Below are 18,439 nucleotides of genomic sequence, written 5' to 3'. Positions count from 1 at the left end.
GCTGAGGACGGCCGGGAGGGACGAAGGTGGTCACCTTTTCCTGCATCACCACCTGCTACAACGAAGGCCCGCTTCTGCGGCAAAGCCTGCAGTCGATGTGGCGGCAGGACTTTCGCGATTTCGAACTGATCCTGGTGATGGACGGCGCCGATGCCGCGACGCGGGCAGAGGCGGAACGGCAGAACGACCCGCGCCTGCGCCTCCTGCGGCAGGCCAATGACGGGCTGTCCTCGGCGCGCAACCGTGGGCTGGTGGCCGCGCGGGGCGACTACGTCTGCTTTCTCGACGCCGACGACACACGCCCGCCCTGGGCCCTGCAAAGCCTGGCGCGGGCGATCGACGCCGGCGCCCCGGACCTGATCCTGGCACCCGGCATCCTGTCGGAGGAGACGGGGCAGCTGTCACGGTTTTACGACCAGGCCACGCTGGAGGCGCTTCAACGGCAGCTGGCCGCCGCGCCGGGCGGCGAAGGCACGCCGCATTACCGCCGCACTCAGGCGCTGGCCCTTCTGGCGGAGCCGCAATCGGCCAACAAGTGCCTGCGCCGGGACCTGCTGCAGAGGGCGGGCCTCGGCTTTCCCAACGGGCATTTCTTCGAGGATCTCTACTTCCACGCGCTCTCGGTCGCGGCTGCCGAAAACCTGTCCCTCTGTCCGCAGCCCACCTTCACCTATCATCGCCGCCCCGGCGCGCGGCAGATCACCGGGGCGCGCGATGCGCTGCGCTTCGACATTCTTGCGGTGATCCGCCTGCTGCTGGCCCGCTTCGCGCCGCTGCCGGAGGCGCGCGACCCGCACTGCCGGGCGGCGCTGCTCTTGTCAGCGGCGAAGCTGGCGGCCTGGTGCGAAAGCATGCTGTCGCATCATCATCGGGCCGTCTTCCGCGACGGGTTCACGGCCGTGATGGCCCTGTCCGACCCGGCGGTGCGGGACCTGCCGAGCGACCTGCCCGCGGCCTTCAACGCCTTCGCCCCGGCGCGCAGCTGGCTGCAGGAGGTGCTGGCAGATCCGCGACTGGCCGCCCCCCCGATCCGAGAGGTTTCCGATGCCCCCGACCCCATCCGTTTTCCACGCCTTTGGCCAAAGCGCCGCGCTTGAGATCCCCGGCGACGGGTTCAGTGCCGACGACAGTCGGTGGCGCCTGCGGGAAATCCATGAACCGGCCCTGGCGCAATGGGCACTGCCCGAGACCGGGCATGCGGTGGACGTGGGGGCGGGCTTCGGCGCCTTCGCGCTGCTCTTCGCGCTGGCCCATCCCGGTTGGCAGGTCACCTGTTTCGAGCCCGAGCAGAGCGCCTTCGAGGCGCTCCGGCGCAATATCACGGCGCTGAACCTTGGTCGTCAGGTTCGGGCAGAACGCGCGGCGATCCTTCCGGGCGCGGGGGACCGTGGCCTGTTGCGCCGCGACCGTAAGCGCCCGGGGTTCCTCAGCGCCGACACGCCGCAATGGCAGCGCGGCACGCGGGCCGAGCCTTTCCCGGCCCGATCCGCCGAACACTTGGCGGAGCTGACCCCGACACTGTTGAAACTGACCGCGCCGGGCCATGAACGTGCGATCCTCGACGCCTTCGGCACCGCCCTGCCCCCGTTCGTGCTGGGCGAATGCTGGGGCGATCCCCCGGCCTCCACGCCGGTGGCGCAGGGCAAGGGGCGGGTCCACATGCCGCTGGCCGGCACCTCCTGGCGGCTGCAGGACGCGACGGGCTCGGCCCATCCCGCGGGTCTCGATATCATTGTCGCCATGTACAATTCCGCCGCGACCATCGTCGATTGTGTCGACAGCCTGCTGCGGGATGCCCCCCCGGATCAGCATATCTGGGTGGTCGACGACGGCTCCACCGACGACGGCGCGGGCCGGCTGCGCGCCGCCTTCGGCGATCCCCCGGGGCTGAGCCTGCTGCACAAGCCGAACGGCGGTTGCGCCTCGGCGCGGAACTGGGGACGGATGCACTCCCGCGCCGCGCATATCGCCTTCGTGGATGCCGACGACATGGTCGACCCGGGCTTCTACGCCGCCCTGCTGGAGCTGGCGCGCTATTCCGGTCAGGGCGCGGTCCAGGGCGCCTTCCAGGCCTTCCGCGACAGCGCGGATCGCGGGCGCATCTGGCAGCCGATCCCGGAGGCGGAGGCGCATGCCGAGCTGCCCCGCCGTCCCTTCGGCGCGACGCAGGTCTTCGATGTGCCCTGGCCCGAGGTCGTCATCGGCCCGCCGACGATCTGGCGGCGTGTCTACCGGCGCGATTTCCTTGACGGGCACGACATCTGGTTCCCGGAACATATCCGCGCCTTCGACGACCAGATATTTCAGATCGTCAGCGGCTACCACGCGGGCCATGTCCCCGCGCGCGCCGACCTGCGCTATCTCTACCGCCAACACCCGGGCCAGGACATCGCCCAGGGGGACGAACGCGCGGTCTATTCGCTGGAGATGTACCGCCTGGTGCTGCGCCGCGCCGTGGCCGAGGGCTGGTCCGATTTCCGTCCCGTCGCCGTCTCTTTCTTCCACACCCTGGAATGGAGCCACGCGGGCCTGCGCCCCGATCTGCGCGACGGCTTCCTGCGCGGCGCGGCAGAGCTGTGGGTCTACATGCTGAAGGTCTGGGGCCCGGACCTGGAGCCCTTCGCCCGGAACCGCGCCCTGCCCGACAGTTTCGCGCGCGAGGTGAAACGGGTAGCACGACAGCTCGACGCCTTCGGCGACAGCTATGTCTTCGCCTATCTCGACGCGCCGCAGATGCACGTGGACATGGTACGCGCGGACCTGCCCGCGTGACGGTGCGCGGGCGCTAACCCTCGCGCAGTTCCGCGAAAGCCCGGTGCAGCGCCTGGGCATAGACATGCCGGCGGTAGAGCCGCGATTGCATCGCAGCCCGGTCGGGCGTCTCGATCTGCAACTCTCGCGCCAGTTTCCCGGCCAGGTAGCGGGCCAGCAGGTCGGGCTTGAAAGGGGCCTTGCGCAGCGCGCCGAGCCTGGCACGGGCCGCCGGGTCGAAGACCGGGTTGGCCAGAGGATTCTCGCTCCGCTGCCGCTCCCTGGCGTCGCGGAACCACTCGTAGAGCGCCACGTCATCGCCCGCCGCCCGGCGCAACGCGGCATCTTCTCCGGGGAAGTCTCCGCCACGCCCTGTGGAGACGTTCTCCCGCCGCGGCTCCGGTTGCGCGATGCCAAGGTCGGCGAGCAGCGCAGCCTGCGCCGCACTCGCCTGATCCATGTCGAAAACCGTGTCCATCCCCGCCAGCACGGCCTTCGCCCCCTCCAGAACCGAGGCACTTTCCGCGCGGATGGTCGGGAACGGGGCCAGCAGGAAGGAGCACAGAACGTTACGATTGCGCGCCAGGAAGGCCTCCGGGCTGGCGGGCTGCCAGCCTGGTGCGCGCAGGGCCATGTCGAACCGGTACTGGCTGCGGATCCGCGCGGCCGGTTCGCGCAGCGATGTGGCAAAGCGCAGATCGCCGCGCAGGTAAGGCAGCATCGCCTCGTGCAGCCAGTGGCCGATCACCGCGCGCAACCGATCCGGCTGGGCGATCTCCATGAAATCGGGGCGCCCGGCGCGCAGGTTGGCGATAAGCGACGTGCTCTGGTATACCTCGTCCGCAGGCAGATGCCGTTCCAGCGCCCGGGTCAGCGACATGCCCGCGCATTTCGGCACATGCACGAAGAAAAGAACACGCCCCATCCCGCCCCCAACGGCCCGTGCGGCCTTGTCGAACCTGGGATCGAGCTAACTGGAAAACGGTTACGCAGTCGTTAACCCTGCCCGGCGCCGGTCCTCAGCTCCCTGAAGGCTGCATTTTTCCTTGCGCGGGGGGGCCAAAGCGGCGAAAGGGCCACCGCGCCCCATCCACGGGAGCAGGGCCGACTCGGCCCGCCCGACGCACGCCGCCAGACCGGAGAGACGCCATGCTTCAGACCCCCTACTACCTGATCGACAAGGCCCGCCTTCTGCCCAACATGGAGAAGATCGCCCAGCTGCGCGAAGCCTCCGGCGCGAAGGCCCTTCTGGCGCTGAAATGTTTCGCCACCTGGGGCGTCTTCGATTTCATGTCCGATTACATGGACGGCACCACCTCCTCCTCGCTCTACGAGGTGAAGCTGGGGCGCGAGAAGTTTCCGGGCGAAACCCACGCCTATTCCGTCGCCTGGGCCGATCATGAAATCGACGAGGTGCTGGCCAACTCCGACAAGGTGATCTTCAACACCGCGCAGCAACTGCAACGGTTCGAGGCGCAGTCGTCGGGCCACATCCGCGGGCTGCGGGTGAACCCGGGCGTGTCCACCAGCGATTTCGACCTGGCCGATCCGTCGCGCCCCTTCTCGCGTCTGGGCGAACATGCCCCCGAGGACATCGAGCCGGTGGCCGAGATGATCTCCGGCTTCATGTTCCACAACAACTGCGAGAACGCGGATTTCGAACGCTTCGACGCCATGCTGGGCATGATCGAACAGCGTTTCGGCCATCTGATCCGGCGGATGGACTGGATCAGCCTTGGCGGCGGCATCCATTTCACCGGCGAGGGCTACCCGCTGGAGAAGCTGGCCGAACGGCTGAAACGCTTTGCCGGCGAGAACGAGGTGCAGGTCTACCTGGAACCCGGCGAGGCCTCGATCACGAAATCGACCACCCTGGAGGTGAGCGTGCTGGATACGCTCTACAACGGCAAGAACCTGGCCATCGTCGACAGCTCGATCGAGGCGCATATGCTGGATCTGCTTATCTACCGCGAAAGCGCCAAGATGAACGAGAGCGGCGACCAGGAGTGGATGATCTGCGGCAAGTCCTGCCTTGCAGGTGACATTTTCGGGGAATTCCGCTTCCCCTCCGCCATCAAGCCCGGCGATCGCCTGTCGATCCAGGACGCGGCCGGTTACACGATGGTCAAGAAAAACTGGTTCAACGGCGTGAAAATGCCTGCGATCGCCATCCGCGAGCTGGATGGCACCGAGCGCCTCGTGCGCGACTTCGACTATGACGATTTCGTCTCGGCCCTGGGGTGATCCCTGGCCGGGACGGAGACCAACCTGAACAAAAAGGGGGTTTCCCGTACTGATGAAACGCAATGTCCTCATCATCGGCGCCGGCGGCGTCGCCCAGGTCGTGGCGCATAAATGCGCCCAGAACAACGATGTTCTTGGTGATCTTCACATCGCCAGCCGGACGAAATCGAAATGCGACGCCATTCTTGCCTCGGTCGAGGAAAAGAAGGCGATGAAAGTGGACGGCGTGTTCAAATCGCATGCCCTGGATGCCCTCGACGTGGCCGCCACCGCCGCGCTGATCCGGGAAAACGACATCCAGATCGTCATCAACGTGGGCACGGCCTTCGTCAACATGTCGGTGCTGGACGCCTGCATCGAGACCGGCGCCGCCTATATCGACACCGCCATTCACGAAGAGCCCGACAAGATCTGCGAAACCCCGCCGTGGTACGCCAACTACGAGTGGAAGAAGCGCGATCTCTGCGCCGAGAAGGGCGTGACCGCCATCCTGGGCGCGGGCTTCGATCCGGGCGTCGTCAACGCCTTCGCCCGCTTTGCCATCGACGAATACATGGATGAGGTGACATCCATCGACATCGTCGACATCAACGCAGGCAGCCACGGCAAGTATTTCGCCACGAACTTCGATCCGGAGATCAATTTCCGCGAGTTCACCGGCGTGGTCTACTACTGGGAAGACCAGCAGTGGAAGGAGACGACCATGTTCGCCTCCGGCCGCGACTGGGACCTGCCGGTCGTCGGGACCCAGCGGGCCTACCAATCGGGCCATGACGAGGTGCATTCGCTGGCCACCAACTACCCCCAGGCCGACGTGCGGTTCTGGATGGGCTTTGGCGAGCATTACATCAATGTCTTCACCGTGCTGAAGAACATCGGCCTGCTGTCGGAACAGCCCGTCACCACCGCCGAGGGGCAGGAAGTCGTGCCGCTGAAGGTGGTGAAGGCCTGCCTGCCCGACCCGTCGAGCCTCGCACCGAATTACACCGGCAAGACCTGCATCGGGGATCTGGTGAAGGGCACCAAGGACGGCCAGGACGTAGAGGTTTTCGTCTACAACGTGGCCGACCACAAGGAAGCCTACGAGGAAGTGGGCAGCCAGGGCATTTCCTACACCGCCGGCGTGCCGCCCGTCGCCGCCGCCATGCTGATCGCGCAGGGCGACTGGGACGCGGGCACCATGAAGAACGTCGAGGAAATGGACCCCAAGCCCTTCTTCACCATCCTGGATGACATCGGCCTGCCGACCCGGGTCGAGGTGAACGGCGAAGACAAGGCCTGGAACGCCTGAGCGTTCTTCCTTTATGCATTTGGCGGCCCGCAGGAGAGATCCCGCGGGCCGTTTTCCTTTTGCGGGCGGGGGCCTCCGGCGGGAGTATTTTCAGCTGTCGGATGAGACTAGCCCACACGCGGGTCCTCGCGTTGCGCGATGGCCACGGATTTGATGATCGCATGGCAGGGCGTGCCTGTCGTCAGCCCCATGGCCGCGAGAGAGCGGCGGGTGATGGCCGCCAGGATTGGCCCGGCGGGCGTGGTCAACGAGATCAGCACACCGGGGCCTGCGTCCTCGCGGATGGCCGTGACCGTGCCGGGCAGGATGTTCAGAGCCGAGAGGCCCTGCGGCGCCTCGCGCGCCAGCATCACGTCCTGGGCGGCGATGCGCAGGCGAAGGGGATCACCCGGCGTGCCGGGCGTGCGCGGCAGGTGCAGGCGGGCCGGCCCTGCCTGAACCTCGGTCAAACCGTCGGCATGGTGGGTCAGGATCCGCGCCTCGATCAGGGCGCCGGCGTCGCGCGGCCCCGTGGGGGAGAAGGCAGGATCGGCGAAGACCTCTACTGCCGGGCCGGCGCGGGTGACGCGGCCTTGCTCCATGGCGACGACCGTGGTGGCCAGGCGCGCCACCTCCTGTACTGAGTGGCTGACATAGAGGATGGGAATGTCGGTCTCATCTCTCAGGCGCTCAAAATAGGGCAGGATCTCCGCCTTGCGGGCCTCGTCCAGGGCCGCCAGGGGTTCGTCCGCCAGCAGGATCTCCGGCGCCGACAGCAGGGCGCGCCCGATGGAGACGCGGGATTGTTCGCCCCCCGAGAGGCCGCCGGGGCGACGATCCAGCAGTGCGCCGAGGCCCAGCATTTCGACCACGCGATCGACCTCGGCCCTGTCGCCGCGCCGGGGGGCGAAGCGGCGGCCATAGGTCAGGTTGCGGCGCACACTCAGGTGCGGGAAGAGCCGCGGCTCCTGGAAGATATAGCCGATGCGCCGCCGATGGACGGGCAGCGCGCGGCCCGTGACGCCGTCGAAGAGCACCCGATCGGCGGTGGCGATGCGTCCCGCGTCGGGGTGCAAAAGCCCCGCCACCGCCTTGATCACACTGGTCTTTCCCGATCCGCTGCGCCCGAAGAGCACGGTCAGGCCGGGCGGCGCGCGAAAATCCACGTCGAGGGCGAAGCCGCCAAAATCATGGTGGAGGGAGACAGACAGGCTCATTTGCCCGCCACCCGTTTCGCGACCCGCTGGGCCAGCAGTTCCGACAGCAGCAGCGCCCCCATGGCGATGACCACCGACAGCGCCACCAGGCGCAGGGCCGAGGCCTCACCGCCGGGCACCTGCAGGAAGGCGTAGATGGCCGAGGGCAAGGTCTGGGTCGATCCGGGGATGTTCGACACGAAAGTGATGGTGGCGCCGAACTCTCCCATCGCCTTGGCGAAGGACAGCACGGCGCCCGCCAGGATGCCCGGCGCGATCAGCGGCAGAGTGACGGTGAAGAAGCGCGAGAGGGGGCGCGCGCCGAGGGTGGCGGCGGCTTCCTCCAGCTTGGGATCTACGGCGTCCAGCGACAGGCGAATGGCCCGCACCATCAGCGGAAAGCCCATGATCCCGGCGGCCAACGCGGCGCCGGTCCAGCGGAAGGCGAAGGTGATGCCGAACTGCCCGAGGAACTCGCCCAGGGGCGCCCTGGCCCCAAGTGTCAGCAGCAGCAGATAGCCCGTGACCACGGGCGGCAGCACCAGCGGCAGATGGATCAGCAGGTTCAAGAGCTGTCGCCCCGGAAAGCGCCAGCGCGACAGGGCGTAGGCGGCCAGCAGGCCCAGCGGCAGGCTCGCCAGCATGGCCCAGAAGGAAACCTTCAGCGACAGCCGGAGCGCCTGCCATTCCTCGGGGCCGAGCCAGTCGGTCATGTCAGTCGGCCGCCCAGGTGAACCCCTGCCCCTCGAAGATCGCGCGGGCCTCGGGACCGGAGAGGAAATCCAGCAGATCCGCCGTCAGCGGGTTGGCGCTGTCTGCGAGCGCGGCAACGGGATAGAGGATCGGGTCGTGGCTGCCCTTGGGGAAGGTGCCGATCACCGTCACATCCGGTTCGGCGGCCGCATCGGTGGCATAGACGACGCCCAGGGGCGCCTCCCCCAGGGCGACGAGGGCGAGCGCCGCGCGGACGTTGTCAGCCTGGGCCACATGGGGGGCGACGCTGTCCCACAGGCCCAGGGATTGCAGGGCGGTGCGGCCATAGATGCCGGCGGGCACCGCATCGACCAGCGCCATGGCCAGCGGCGCACCGCCCAGCAACGCGGGCAGATCGAGGTCAGCGTTCAGCGACACCGGCGCGGCGTCAGGGTCGTGGGCCACAAGCACGATGTCGTTGCCCAGAAGGTCTCTGCGCGTCTCAGGCATGATCAGCCCGTCCGCTTCGAGCTGGTCCATCCAGCCGGGGTTGGCGGAGATGAAGACATCCGCCGGCGCCCCCTGCTGAATCTGCCGGGCCAGCGCCGAGGAGCCGGCAAGGGAAACGCGGAGGTCGGCGCCGGTGGCCTCCTCGAAGGCCGGTTCGAGCTGGTCCATGGCCGTTTTCAGCGAAGCGGCGGCGAAAAGCGTGACCTCCTGCGCGGCGGCAGTCAGGGCCAGGGCGCTGAAAGCAATCGAGAGAAGGAAGGGGCGAAAGGTCTTCATGGGGAAATCCGCGTTATGTTTCACAAAACATAACGCAATCCCCCGAAGTGCCAAGCGTTATTTTCCGCCGGACATATCGGATCGCAGGGCGGCCAGCCGCGCCAGCGCCGGGGCGCCGGCGGTGCGACTGGCCTCTTCCAGCGCGCGATAGGCCGCCAACACCTCTTCGCCCGCCTCCGTCAGATGTGCGCCACCGCCCTTCGCGCCCCCCCGCGAGGAGGACACAAGAGGTTGGGAAAACATGGAATTCATCGTCTCGACCAGCTGCCAGGCGCGCTTGTAGCTCATCCCCATGGCGCGACCGGCAGCGGAGATGGAGCCGGTGCGGGCGATGCCCTCCATCAGTTCGGCCTTGCCGGGGCCCATCACCTGACCGTCGCCGTAGGACAGGCGAATGCGAAGGCGCGGGGCGCTGTCGGGGGTGTCGGAAGGCTCTGCCATGGGGCGAAGATGCACCGGTGCGGGGACCACCGCAAGCCGAACTGGCGCGACGGCCCGGCCCCGGCGGTCACGTCTTGTCCGGCAGAACGCAGAGCATCTCATAGAGCAGATTGGCCCCGATCAGCGCGGTATTACCCGTGGGATCATAGGGGGGCGAGACCTCGACCAGATCACCGCCGACGAGATTGAGACCGGCGCAGCCGCGCACGATTTCGAGCGCCTGCCAGGTGGTCAGCCCGCCGGGCTCCACCGTCCCCGTGCCGGGGGCGAAGGCCGGGTCCAGGCTGTCGATGTCGAAGGAGAGGTAGCAGAGGGTGTCGCCGATCACCTCGCGGATCTCGGCCATCAGCGGGGTCAGGGATTTCCACCAGCACTCCTCCGCCTGCACCACGCGCCAGCCGCGCTCGCGGCCCCAGTCGAAGTCTTCGGGCGCATAGCCGGTGCCGCGCAGCCCGATCTGGAACACCTTGTCGTTCTGCAGACAGCCCTCCTCCCAGGCGCGGCGGAAGGGGCAGCCGTGGGCGACCTTTTCCCCGAACATCTCGTCGTTGATGTCCGCATGGGCATCGACGTGGATCAGGGCGACGGGGCCATGGCGGTCGCGCATGGCGCGCAGGATCGGCCAGGTGAGCGTATGATCGCCCCCCAGCGTCAGGGGAATGCAGCCGTGCGACAGGATATCAGCGTAATGGCTCGCGATGATCTCCACCGATTTCTTCAGGTCGAAGGTATTGATCGGAACGTCGCCCAGGTCGGCCACCTGCATCCGCTCGAAGGGCGCGGCGCCGGTGGCCATGTTGTAGGGGCGCAGCATCCGGCTTTCGTCGCGGATCTGGCGCGGGCCCAGGCGGGTGCCAGGGCGGTTGGAGGTGCCGATGTCCATCGGGATGCCGACAAAGGCAGCATCCAGCCCCGCCGCCGTATCCGCCGCAGGCAGGCGCATCATCGTGGCCGGCCCGCCGAAACGGGGCATCTCGTTGCCGCCGAGCGGCTGGTTGTAGTCGGTCATCGTCGCACTCCCTTTGCCGCCCATCCTTTCGCGGGCGCCCCCGGGGTGCAAGGGTCACAGCCGATCGCGCATCGCGTACCACAGCATCGCCAGCGCCAGCAGTGGCGAGCGCAAGCGCTTGCCCCCCGGGAAGGGCGCCGTGGGCAAGCCCGCCATCAGGTCGAACTGCCCCGCCTGCCCCGCCACGGCCTGCGCCGCCATGCGGCCCGCAAGCGTCGCCATCGCCACCCCATGCCCCGAGAAGCCCGCCACCGACAGCACGTTGTCGCCCAGCCGGTCGAAATGCGGCAGGCGGGACATGGTGATGCCCAGGGTGCCGCCCCAGGCATAGTCGATCCGGGCCTCCTTCAGCTGCGGAAAGACCTGCAGCATCGGGCCACGCACCTTGGCAGCGACATCGGCGGGAAAGCGGTAGCCATAGCTTTCGCCGCCGCCGAAGACCATGCGGTCATCGGGCGACAGGCGGAAGTAGTTGATGACGAAACGGCTGTCGGCCACGGCGTGGTTGTTGGCGATCAGCGCCCGCGCCGCGCCCTCGCCCAAAGGTTCGGTGACGGCGATGAAATTGTTGATCGGCATCACCCGCTGGGCCAGCGGCGCGGCGATGTTGTTGTGATAGCCATTCAGACCCAGAACGACGTGGTCGGCGCTGATCTTGGCGCGGTCGGTGGTCACCCGGGCGGGCTGGCCGCCCGCGCCGGGGGTCAGCCCGGTCATGCGTGACCCTTCGTGCAGGGTGACCCCCGCCGCCTGCGCCAGTCGCGCCAGGGCGAAAGCATAACGCAGCGGGTGAACGTGGAAGCCTCCCATGTCCAGCGCGCCGGAGACGTAATCGGGCGAGCCAACCTCCGCCTGCACCGCCTCGCGGTCGAGGAAGCGGATCTTGTCGTAATCGTAGCGGTCGCGCAGGTGATCGACAAAGGCGCGGGTATGGGGGGTATAGCGGATACGGTGGTCGGCATGCAGGATACCGGGGGCCAGCTGGCAGTCCTCGCCGCTTTCGGCGATCAGGTCGCGCACCAGGTCGACGGAGTCGAGGCCAAGCTGCCAGAGTTCGCGCGCCCTGTCCTCCCCCACCAGGTTTTCCAGTTCCGGCTGTTCAACGCGCTGGCCGGTGCCAACCTGCCCGCCATTGCGTCCCGAGGCGCCCCCGCCCAGGCGGTTGGCCTCGATCAGGACCACCGAAAGACCCTGGCGGGCCAGGTGCAGCGCCGCCGAGAGACCGGAGAAGCCGCCGCCCACGACACAGACGTCGGTGCGGATCTCCCCCTCTGCCTGGGGGAAGAGGCCGGGTGCCTCCGCCGTGGCGGCGTACCAGCTGGCCGGATACTGCCCCGGCCGGTCATTGATCGTCAGGATGTCCATCACGCGCCCCTTTCCCGTCGGCGCCGGGTCGTACCGGCAAATCCGCGCGGAGCTTAGGCGGTGGCGCGGAGAGTTGAAATCGCTTTGTGCGCCTGCCGTGGTGACAGGGGGGTCACGTCGCGGAAGGAGCCCTCGTTCTGGCGGAACCGGGGCCATGCCGGGCGCGCCCGCAATGGCCTGAAAAGTGAAAATGACCCGCCGTGTCGCCTTCGATCTGAAGACAAACGCGTACCGCCCGTCGCGCAGACATCGCCGGGAGCACCCCCGCATGGATGTTTGCCCGTTCCAGTGTCCCGGCCCCCCTCGGGATGCGCCCACCGACACGGCCCGCTGCCGTCCAAGGGCGAAGGTGCCTGTGTTTGTCCCCCGCCCTTATTCCCTGCGACATCCGGGAGGGGCGAAGACCGGAGCCCCAGCTGACCGGGCAGTGGATCCCAGGTTCTATTAACCGATACAGGCGGAATATTCCCGACAGGACCACTCATCTTTCCGATGATTCATTCTTTCACTCCGCGCTGATCGCAATGATTTCGTTTCGAACTTTGCGCCACCCTACGCCACACAACTTAAACGAGAAAATCTCGCATCATTTTCAAACGCAGAAACCGGTCACGTCCAACAACATTCTCTATGAAAATCACTGTATACCTGTATTCAAACATCCAGAATAGGAATGAGACGAGCTTTCGTCGCGTCCGCCTCACGAGCGCCTGACCACGACGACATTCCCGGCACACAACTCGCCCTGAAGATGAATAGCGGGTAAATCGCCCACCGTCGAAAAGTGCAAATACCCCTTATTAGGGGTGTTGTTGGAATTCAGCGTGCAAGCGTATGAATTCCGCAGATGGCGTGAAGCTCCACGATCTGCCGAACGGAGCTCTGCCGGATCGGCGGTGCGTCGGGAGACGGGCTGTCTACTATTGAATTGGGGGAATTTATGAGAGTCCTGTTTCTGGTGGGAGCCGGGTTGTCCCTGGCTGCCTGCGCGCCCAAAGGCATGTCTTGTGACGAACGCGCGCAAGCCGTGATGTATACCAAATCCGGGACTCCGATCCTGGCGGAGCCGCTCATCGCGGGCGATACCTGCGAGGTGGCAGGGGCCAGCGCCGTGCTGATCGAAGGCTCCGATGACGACCCGCAAGGCCCTGGCCCGCAAGACCCGGACCCGCAGGACCCGGATCCTCAGGATCCTGATCCGCAAGATCCCGATCCCCAGGACCCCGATCCGCAGGATCCCGGCGACACGCAGCAAAGCAATGCCAGCGCCGGCAGCGGTGGAGCCCAGGCCGGTGCCTCCGACACCGGGACCGGGGAGTCCAGCACCGCGAGTGCAGGCCCGGGCGGCGCCTCGGCCGGCGCCTCCGCCGCGGATCAGTCCTCTTCCGCGGGCAACGGCGGGACGGGTGCGACGGAGGGTGACGAGACATCCGGCACGGATTGATCCGTCCGGCTGACGCACAGTTCAACCAGTGCACTTTCAATTCCGGAGTTTTCCATGCGTCTCTCCCACGCCATTACGCTCGCGCTGCTGAGCATCCCCCAGACAGGCCTGGCGCAGACCAGCCCCGGCTCCTCCTGGACCGGCTCCTACAATTTCGCCACGCCCAACAGCAATCTGGCGAATACCAGCCAGGCAGACCTGATAAAGCGGGCGGAATCCGGCTATTACGAGACCTTCGGAGGGGATATCTACAATAACACCACGGTCTATGATCGTTCCGTCGGTGACGTTTACGTCGGCGACGGCAGCAATGCCGATATCGATTATCGAACGGGGGAGAATTCCGGCAACGAATCCTACACGGTCGGCTCGGTGAACAATTCCACCACAGAGGTGAATGTTGACGGAAGCAACAACTCCGTCGATATCAACAACTCCTCCTCCTCCGAGGGCTGCCAGAACGGCAGCATTAACGTCGGAAGCTCCAGCGGGTTCGACATCTCCAGCGGGAATTCTTCCGTTGGCGGTGCGTCGGGGTGCTGACTGTGACCGCCCTGCCCTTCTCGAAACTCGCGGGTGCTGCGGCGCTGGTAGCCCTGGCCGCCTGCACCCCGCCCAGCAAGAACCTGGACCTGCTCGAAGGCCCCCCGATCGAGGATGTCGTCACCCCGATCGACCAGGCCCTGCATTGCCTGGACAACCGGATTTCCAACAAGCTGGCCTTCAGTGTCGGGCCGATCCCCGATCTGACGGGGCGTGAAAGCTACAACGACGGCGGCGCCGGAAAGTACGTCAGCCAGGGCGCGGCCGACATCGTGCAATCGGCCCTGTTCAAATCCGGTGTGACCATCGTCAACCGCCGCTCCATGGGCATCCCCCAGACCGAGGCCCGCTGGGGTCTGCGCGACATCAAGGGGCAGATGCCGGTGAACCTGTTCATCAGCGGCAGCGTCAACACGCTGGATTTCATTCCCGGGGGCGGCATGTCCCTGGGCGTGCGCGGGGTCGGGCCGCAGTATCGGCAGAACCGGATCCTGGTCGGCATGGACCTGGCGGTGACCAACGCCGCCAACGGCCAGGTCGTCGCCAACATCCCGCTGCAGAAGCAGATCTTCTCGGATGAGACGGGCGCCTTCACGCACCGTTTCTTCGGCACCACCCTGGTCAACATGGACGCGGGCGTGCAGCGCCGCGAGGCGCTGAACATGGCGCTGCGACAGATGCTGTACCTGGCGACCTACGAACTGCTGACGCAGCTGATGCCGCCGGAGAAATACGAGGAATGCAGCGCCCTGATCGCCGAGGACGTGGGCGCCGTGAGTGGCGCCAAGACCTCGGGCGAACAACTGGCCATGCTGCAGGATGCCCGCGACGCGGAGATGGAGGCGGCCCAGGCCGCAGCCGATGCCGCCGCCGCAGAAGCAGAGGCCGCCGCCGAAGCGGAACGCGCCGCCGCAGAGGAACGCGCCGCCGCAGAGGAAGCGGCCGCCTCCGCGACCGGCGCCGACGCTCCGGCGGGCGATGCAAACGCGGCAGAGGCCAAGACGGAGGCCCAAGCGCAGGTTGCGGCCGCCGCGCCGGCGGCGGCAGCCCCGGCCACGGAGGCCCCGAGGACCGCGGCCAGCGCCACACCTGCGGAGGTCCCGACCGCCGAGGCGACGCCCGAGACGGCCGCCGTTGCAGCGCCCCTGCCCCAGGCAGACCCGGCGCCCGCCGAGGACACCGTAGAGGAGGCCCGCGCACCGCATCCGGCGCCCGTCCCCCGGCCCGCGGCAACCACTGACATCGAGGCACTGCCCGCCCGGGCCGTTGTCCACAGCAATGCCCCCGTTCACGGGGCCGTCGATCGCAAACTGAAGCCCACGGAGGACGCGGAAGAGGCGCTCGGCACCACGCCGGCCGACAGCGCCACGCTTTCAGACGCCTGATCGGCAGACAGATTTCCACGCCTGGTACGGGACGGGGGAAGCCACCGAAATTGATTTCAGGCCCTCAGGTGGCAGGGCCAACAACTCTGGAGGAAGACAATTATGCTTCACAAGAAACTTGCTGTTGCCGCCGTCTTCGGCGCCACCGCCATGCTGCCGACCATGGGCTCCGCCCAGGTGATCCCCAGCATCAACACCCTGATTGCAGACACCGACGAAGAAGTTTCGGCGCTGATCAGCTCGATCGCTGGCAATGACGCAGCCATCGACGGCTCCATCGACATCACCGTTGACGGCTCCGCCGGCGGCGCGCTCTCTGGCAATTTCAGCGACACCACCAACGACATCCTGGATGCCGCTGGCAATGCCGCTGTCGAAGGCACCACGGCCGATGGTGTGGGCGGCGCAGAGACCTTCGCCGGCTCGCTGGCGGTTGACTGGTACGAAGACAACTCGACCATCACCGAAGGTGCTTTCGCAGGTGAAATCGGCGCAACCACCGTTGCACTTGGTGACGTTTCGGCAACCGCTCTGGGCGCTGTCAACAACGGCACCGTGGACCTGACCGAAACGGCTGGCTCGATCGACAGCAGCTCTTCGGCCGCCACCAGCTCCACCGACTCCGCGGCCAACTACGCCCTGGCAGCCGGCACCGGCATCAGCGTCGAGCAGATCGCCGCCAACAACGGCGAGATCACCGGCACCGCCTCGATCAACTTCTCCGGCAACGGCTCGATCGGCGAAGTCGGCACCACCGCAGCTGGCGCGATCAACACCAGCACCGTGACCGCCGCCATCACCGGCGCTGTCTTCGGCGATCCGACCAACTAATCGCCGCATCAGCAAAAACTATGGGGGTTCGCCGGACAACCGGCGGGCCCCGCATCTAAGACATTTTTCTCCCCATGCGTGCATCACCCCATACGCTTTCGTGCTGATTTAGATGAAACGACCTGTTAAATTTGTACTCCAGAGCAAGGAGGGGAGGCCATGCTACACGACAGTCTGACACACCCCATTCACGATCCAAGCCACGGAGATGACCGCTGGAAAGAGCGCGTCTTCACGCTCTGGGATGAACTTGCCGACTTCGAGGCCAGTCGCGGGCATATCGCCCGCAATCACCTGCTGCAGGTCCTCAGCGACCTGGTGGGGGCCACGAATGCCGAGTGGATCGGTTTCATGAAGCTTGATGAGGCTCCCGAGGGGGACCCGATGCTGGGATGGCGGCCGCGCCTCGTGCAGAATTGCCCCAATGACCCGGTGGCAAGCGAACGGATCCGTCAGGCCATTCGCGAAATGGAACGGGGTAAACCGGACCAGACGGCCATCCGCGCGGCGCAACGCACAGGCCAGTTCCGCATCGAATCGCTGGATGAAATGGTCGAGCCCACCTGGTTCGAAAGCCGCGGTTTCCGCGAATACTATGCCGACATCGGTCGTGCCTCGTCCCTGTGGATCTGCATTCCCGTCTGTGACCGGGCCGAGGTCCATCTGGGCCTGCATCGCGGCCCCGAGCGCCCGGCTTTCGGCGAGGCGGAACGATCCATCCTGCGCTTCTGCCTGCGGGGCCTGCGCTGGTTCTATCGCCAGCAGATGCTGAACGAGGGGATCGGCGTCGTCCAGGCCCCTCTGACGGAGGCCGAGCGCATGGTGCTGCGCGGTTTGCTGGACGGGCTGAGCGAGAAGGCCATCGCCGAGGTCGTCAACCAGAGCCGCCACACGACCCACGGCCATGTAAAGCGGATCTTCCGCAAGTACGGCGTGCGCAGCCGGTCCGAGCTGATGGCCCTGTGGCTGCGCGGCAGTTTCGGCCCCTCCGGCAAGACAGATTGCCCAGAGGCCGCGCCCCGCGCCGCGGAAGGCTGATTCCGCCCGCCGCGAGAGGCGGCGGACGGGCAGCGCGCCTGACGGGAGGGGCTCAGGCGGCGCGATAGCTTGCCCGGGCGCTTTTCGAGAAGGGCCAGCCGGTCACCTCCCCGCGCAGCGGCATCTGCACGTGACGTTCGACCGTGGGGCGGTTCGACCCGCCGTTCGGCTCTCCCCAGGTCAGGGTCAGCGGCGTGCCCTCGGCGGCCACGCTCTCCTCGACACAGGCCAGCGCCACCCAGGTCCGATCGGGGGCGATGAAGTTCAGGTAGGAGGACACGCCGACCGCGCGCCCGTCCGCCGTGCTGACCGTATCGAAGGGATAGGCGGCGTAATGCGCGGAGGGCTCTTCCATCGCCTTGCCCTTGGGCCCCTCGCCCATCTGGCTGCGATAGACTGCAAGGGCATCTTCGGGATCGATCACCAGCGACACCTTGCGACGATGCGGGCCATCGGCCATCTTCTCCAGCGCCTCGCGGCCGATAAAATCATGGTCGAAGCGGATCAGCCGCCCGTAGTCCAGATCCCAGGGGGTGAAGTAATAGTCCTCTATCCGGTCGGAGGTGAAGCTGCCGCCCAGCGACGCCATGCCGTCATAGCTGAGCGCCGGCAGCCATTCGCGGTAGGGGCGCATCGCCTCGTCGGAATAGATCGCGGGGAAGACGCAGCCCCACCAGCCGCTTTCCACGGTGGCCGAGCCATAGGCACGCGCACCCACCTGGCGGATGCCGTATTTCGCCCCCGCCTCCAGCAACAGGCCCTTCACCTGATCGTAGTGCTCGACCGGCCCCCAGAACTCCAGCCCGGGCGCGCCGCCCATGCCGTGGCGCAGGGTGCGGTAGGTCTCACCCCCCACGGTGATATGACCCATGCGGAAGAACCCGGTGCTGTCCAGCGGGGCGCCGTTCAGCTCTTCCAGCAGCGCCCAGGCGTCAGGGCCCTGCACCTCGAAGCGGAAGGTCTTCTTCGGCTTGTCGCTGTCCAGCTTGCGTTCATCCCGGTCGCAGGTGACGTCGTATTTGCCCAGCGAGGCGTTGTACTGCACCCAGCTGGCCACGGTGGGTCGGCCGATGATGTTGACCAGCGTGTCGCTGAGCGCGGTGATCACCATGTCGCCGATCACGTAGCCATTGGGCGCGCAGCAGATCAGCTGCTTGGCCTTGCCCTCGCCGAAGCCGGTGAACCCGTTGATCGCCAGGCTGGCGACGAAGGCCACCACGTCGGGCCCTTCGACATACAGGTCGGTCATGTGGAAGGACTGGTCCATCAGGGCCACGCCTTCGCGCCAGGCGCGCTGCTCCTCCCGCCAGTTGGAAAATTCCGCCGGAATCGGGAACTGGTAGGGCCCCATCTGCGAGCTGCGCAGCATCTCCAGCGGGGATGCGAATTGGTCGAGTTTCTGCTGAAGCGATGTCATGGCAAGTCTCCTCCTCTTGTCATCTC

17 protein-coding genes are annotated in these 18,439 nt (G+C 66.8%); 9 read left to right on the top strand and 8 right to left on the bottom strand.

The annotated features are described in order from the left end of the window. Positions 1-26: 26 nt before the first annotated feature. Entirely contained in the window at positions 27-1,097 is a 1,071-nt protein-coding gene (locus LC066_RS05530; protein ID WP_224897070.1) for a glycosyltransferase family 2 protein, read from the top strand. Then, positions 1,045-2,772 carry a glycosyltransferase gene (locus LC066_RS05525; protein WP_224897069.1) on the top strand — a complete coding sequence of 576 codons (1,728 nt, stop codon included), beginning with the start codon at positions 1,045-1,047 and terminating at the stop codon, positions 2,770-2,772. The genes LC066_RS05530 and LC066_RS05525 overlap by 53 nt, the downstream gene beginning before the upstream one ends. A 13-nt stretch (positions 2,773-2,785) precedes the next feature. On the opposite strand, the gene LC066_RS05520 is transcribed toward LC066_RS05525, so the two are convergent. Next, positions 2,786-3,676, bottom strand: coding sequence for a hypothetical protein (locus tag LC066_RS05520; protein WP_224897067.1), 891 nt, complete (start codon positions 3,674-3,676; stop codon positions 2,786-2,788). A gap of 224 nt (positions 3,677-3,900) precedes the next feature. On the opposite strand from LC066_RS05520, the gene LC066_RS05515 reads away from it, so the two are divergent. Both LC066_RS05515 and LC066_RS05510 read left to right on the top strand, forming a co-directional pair. After that, positions 3,901-4,995, top strand: coding sequence for a carboxynorspermidine decarboxylase (locus LC066_RS05515; protein ID WP_224897065.1), 1,095 nt, complete (start codon positions 3,901-3,903; stop codon positions 4,993-4,995). Positions 4,996-5,047: 52 nt separating this feature from the next. Further along, complete coding sequence (locus tag LC066_RS05510; RefSeq protein ID WP_224897063.1) at positions 5,048-6,286, top strand: saccharopine dehydrogenase family protein; 1,239 nt, start codon at positions 5,048-5,050, stop codon at positions 6,284-6,286. Between the two features lie 107 nt (positions 6,287-6,393). Here the strand turns inward: LC066_RS05510 and modC are convergent, their stop codons facing one another. The 6 genes from modC to LC066_RS05480 form a co-directional block, all read right to left on the bottom strand. Next, on the bottom strand, positions 6,394-7,482 hold the full coding sequence (gene modC, locus LC066_RS05505) for a molybdenum ABC transporter ATP-binding protein (RefSeq protein WP_224897062.1): 1,089 nt from the start codon (positions 7,480-7,482) through the stop codon (positions 6,394-6,396). Continuing rightward, complete coding sequence (gene modB, locus LC066_RS05500) at positions 7,479-8,174, bottom strand: molybdate ABC transporter permease subunit (protein ID WP_224897060.1); 696 nt, start codon at positions 8,172-8,174, stop codon at positions 7,479-7,481. The genes modC and modB overlap by 4 nt, the downstream gene beginning before the upstream one ends. Before the next feature lies 1 nt (position 8,175). Then, positions 8,176-8,940: a molybdate ABC transporter substrate-binding protein gene (modA, locus tag LC066_RS05495; protein WP_224897058.1), complete on the bottom strand. Its 765-nt coding sequence runs from the start codon at positions 8,938-8,940 to the stop codon at positions 8,176-8,178. A 57-nt stretch (positions 8,941-8,997) separates the two neighbouring features. Beyond that, positions 8,998-9,381 (bottom strand): winged helix-turn-helix domain-containing protein, encoded by a 384-nt coding sequence (locus LC066_RS05490; protein WP_224897056.1) that lies wholly within the window; start codon positions 9,379-9,381, stop codon positions 8,998-9,000. 67 nt (positions 9,382-9,448) lie between these two features. Further along, the gene (speB, locus tag LC066_RS05485; protein WP_224897054.1) at positions 9,449-10,390 is read right to left on the bottom strand and encodes an agmatinase; all 942 of its coding nucleotides are present in this window, start codon (positions 10,388-10,390) and stop codon (positions 9,449-9,451) included. A 54-nt stretch (positions 10,391-10,444) separates the two neighbouring features. Then, a complete protein-coding gene (locus tag LC066_RS05480) occupies positions 10,445-11,755 on the bottom strand; it encodes an NAD(P)/FAD-dependent oxidoreductase (RefSeq protein WP_224897053.1) in 1,311 nt (436 codons plus the stop codon). Between the two features lie 940 nt (positions 11,756-12,695). On the opposite strand from LC066_RS05480, the gene LC066_RS05475 reads away from it, so the two are divergent. The 5 genes from LC066_RS05475 to LC066_RS05455 all read left to right on the top strand — a co-directional run bounded on the left by LC066_RS05475 (position 12,696) and on the right by LC066_RS05455 (position 16,996). Further along, positions 12,696-13,199: a hypothetical protein gene (locus LC066_RS05475; RefSeq protein WP_224897051.1), complete on the top strand. Its 504-nt coding sequence runs from the start codon at positions 12,696-12,698 to the stop codon at positions 13,197-13,199. Positions 13,200-13,253: 54 nt separating this feature from the next. Beyond that, entirely contained in the window at positions 13,254-13,742 is a 489-nt protein-coding gene (locus LC066_RS05470; RefSeq protein WP_224897050.1) for a hypothetical protein, read from the top strand. Further along, the gene (locus LC066_RS05465; RefSeq protein ID WP_224897048.1) at positions 13,736-15,127 is read left to right on the top strand and encodes a CsgG/HfaB family protein; all 1,392 of its coding nucleotides are present in this window, start codon (positions 13,736-13,738) and stop codon (positions 15,125-15,127) included. The genes LC066_RS05470 and LC066_RS05465 overlap by 7 nt, the downstream gene beginning before the upstream one ends. Before the next feature lie 102 nt (positions 15,128-15,229). After that, positions 15,230-15,958 (top strand): hypothetical protein, encoded by a 729-nt coding sequence (locus tag LC066_RS05460; protein WP_224897046.1) that lies wholly within the window; start codon positions 15,230-15,232, stop codon positions 15,956-15,958. Positions 15,959-16,117: 159 nt separating this feature from the next. Beyond that, on the top strand, positions 16,118-16,996 hold the full coding sequence (locus LC066_RS05455; RefSeq protein ID WP_224897045.1) for a helix-turn-helix transcriptional regulator: 879 nt from the start codon (positions 16,118-16,120) through the stop codon (positions 16,994-16,996). Positions 16,997-17,048: 52 nt separating this feature from the next. Here LC066_RS05455 and LC066_RS05450 read toward each other — a convergent pair whose 3' ends face one another. Next, positions 17,049-18,413, bottom strand: coding sequence for an aminomethyl transferase family protein (locus LC066_RS05450; protein WP_224897043.1), 1,365 nt, complete (start codon positions 18,411-18,413; stop codon positions 17,049-17,051). Positions 18,414-18,439 lie beyond the last annotated feature (26 nt).

This window comes from Pseudooceanicola marinus, from assembly GCF_020177265.1.
GTDB classification, from domain to species: Bacteria; Pseudomonadota; Alphaproteobacteria; order Rhodobacterales; family Rhodobacteraceae; genus Pseudooceanicola; species Pseudooceanicola marinus_A.
The sequence above is the reverse complement of the archived record's forward strand: the minus strand, read 5'-3'. Positions and strand labels throughout refer to the sequence as shown.

Coding starts and splice junctions, on each gene's coding strand:
- LC066_RS05510 (WP_224897063.1), top strand. CDS start 5,048: ATGAAACGCAATGTCCTCATCATCGGCGCCGGCGGCGTCGCCCAGGTC.
- LC066_RS05475 (WP_224897051.1), top strand. CDS start 12,696: ATGAGAGTCCTGTTTCTGGTGGGAGCCGGGTTGTCCCTGGCTGCCTGC.
- LC066_RS05470 (WP_224897050.1), top strand. CDS start 13,254: ATGCGTCTCTCCCACGCCATTACGCTCGCGCTGCTGAGCATCCCCCAG.
- speB (WP_224897054.1), bottom strand. CDS start 10,390: ATGACCGACTACAACCAGCCGCTCGGCGGCAACGAGATGCCCCGTTTC.
- LC066_RS05480 (WP_224897053.1), bottom strand. CDS start 11,755: ATGGACATCCTGACGATCAATGACCGGCCGGGGCAGTATCCGGCCAGC.
- LC066_RS05460 (WP_224897046.1), top strand. CDS start 15,230: ATGCTTCACAAGAAACTTGCTGTTGCCGCCGTCTTCGGCGCCACCGCC.
- LC066_RS05525 (WP_224897069.1), top strand. CDS start 1,045: ATGCCCCCGACCCCATCCGTTTTCCACGCCTTTGGCCAAAGCGCCGCG.
- modB (WP_224897060.1), bottom strand. CDS start 8,174: ATGACCGACTGGCTCGGCCCCGAGGAATGGCAGGCGCTCCGGCTGTCG.
- LC066_RS05515 (WP_224897065.1), top strand. CDS start 3,901: ATGCTTCAGACCCCCTACTACCTGATCGACAAGGCCCGCCTTCTGCCC.
- modC (WP_224897062.1), bottom strand. CDS start 7,482: ATGAGCCTGTCTGTCTCCCTCCACCATGATTTTGGCGGCTTCGCCCTC.
- LC066_RS05450 (WP_224897043.1), bottom strand. CDS start 18,413: ATGACATCGCTTCAGCAGAAACTCGACCAATTCGCATCCCCGCTGGAG.
- modA (WP_224897058.1), bottom strand. CDS start 8,940: ATGAAGACCTTTCGCCCCTTCCTTCTCTCGATTGCTTTCAGCGCCCTG.
- LC066_RS05490 (WP_224897056.1), bottom strand. CDS start 9,381: ATGGCAGAGCCTTCCGACACCCCCGACAGCGCCCCGCGCCTTCGCATT.
- LC066_RS05455 (WP_224897045.1), top strand. CDS start 16,118: ATGCTACACGACAGTCTGACACACCCCATTCACGATCCAAGCCACGGA.
- LC066_RS05520 (WP_224897067.1), bottom strand. CDS start 3,676: ATGGGGCGTGTTCTTTTCTTCGTGCATGTGCCGAAATGCGCGGGCATG.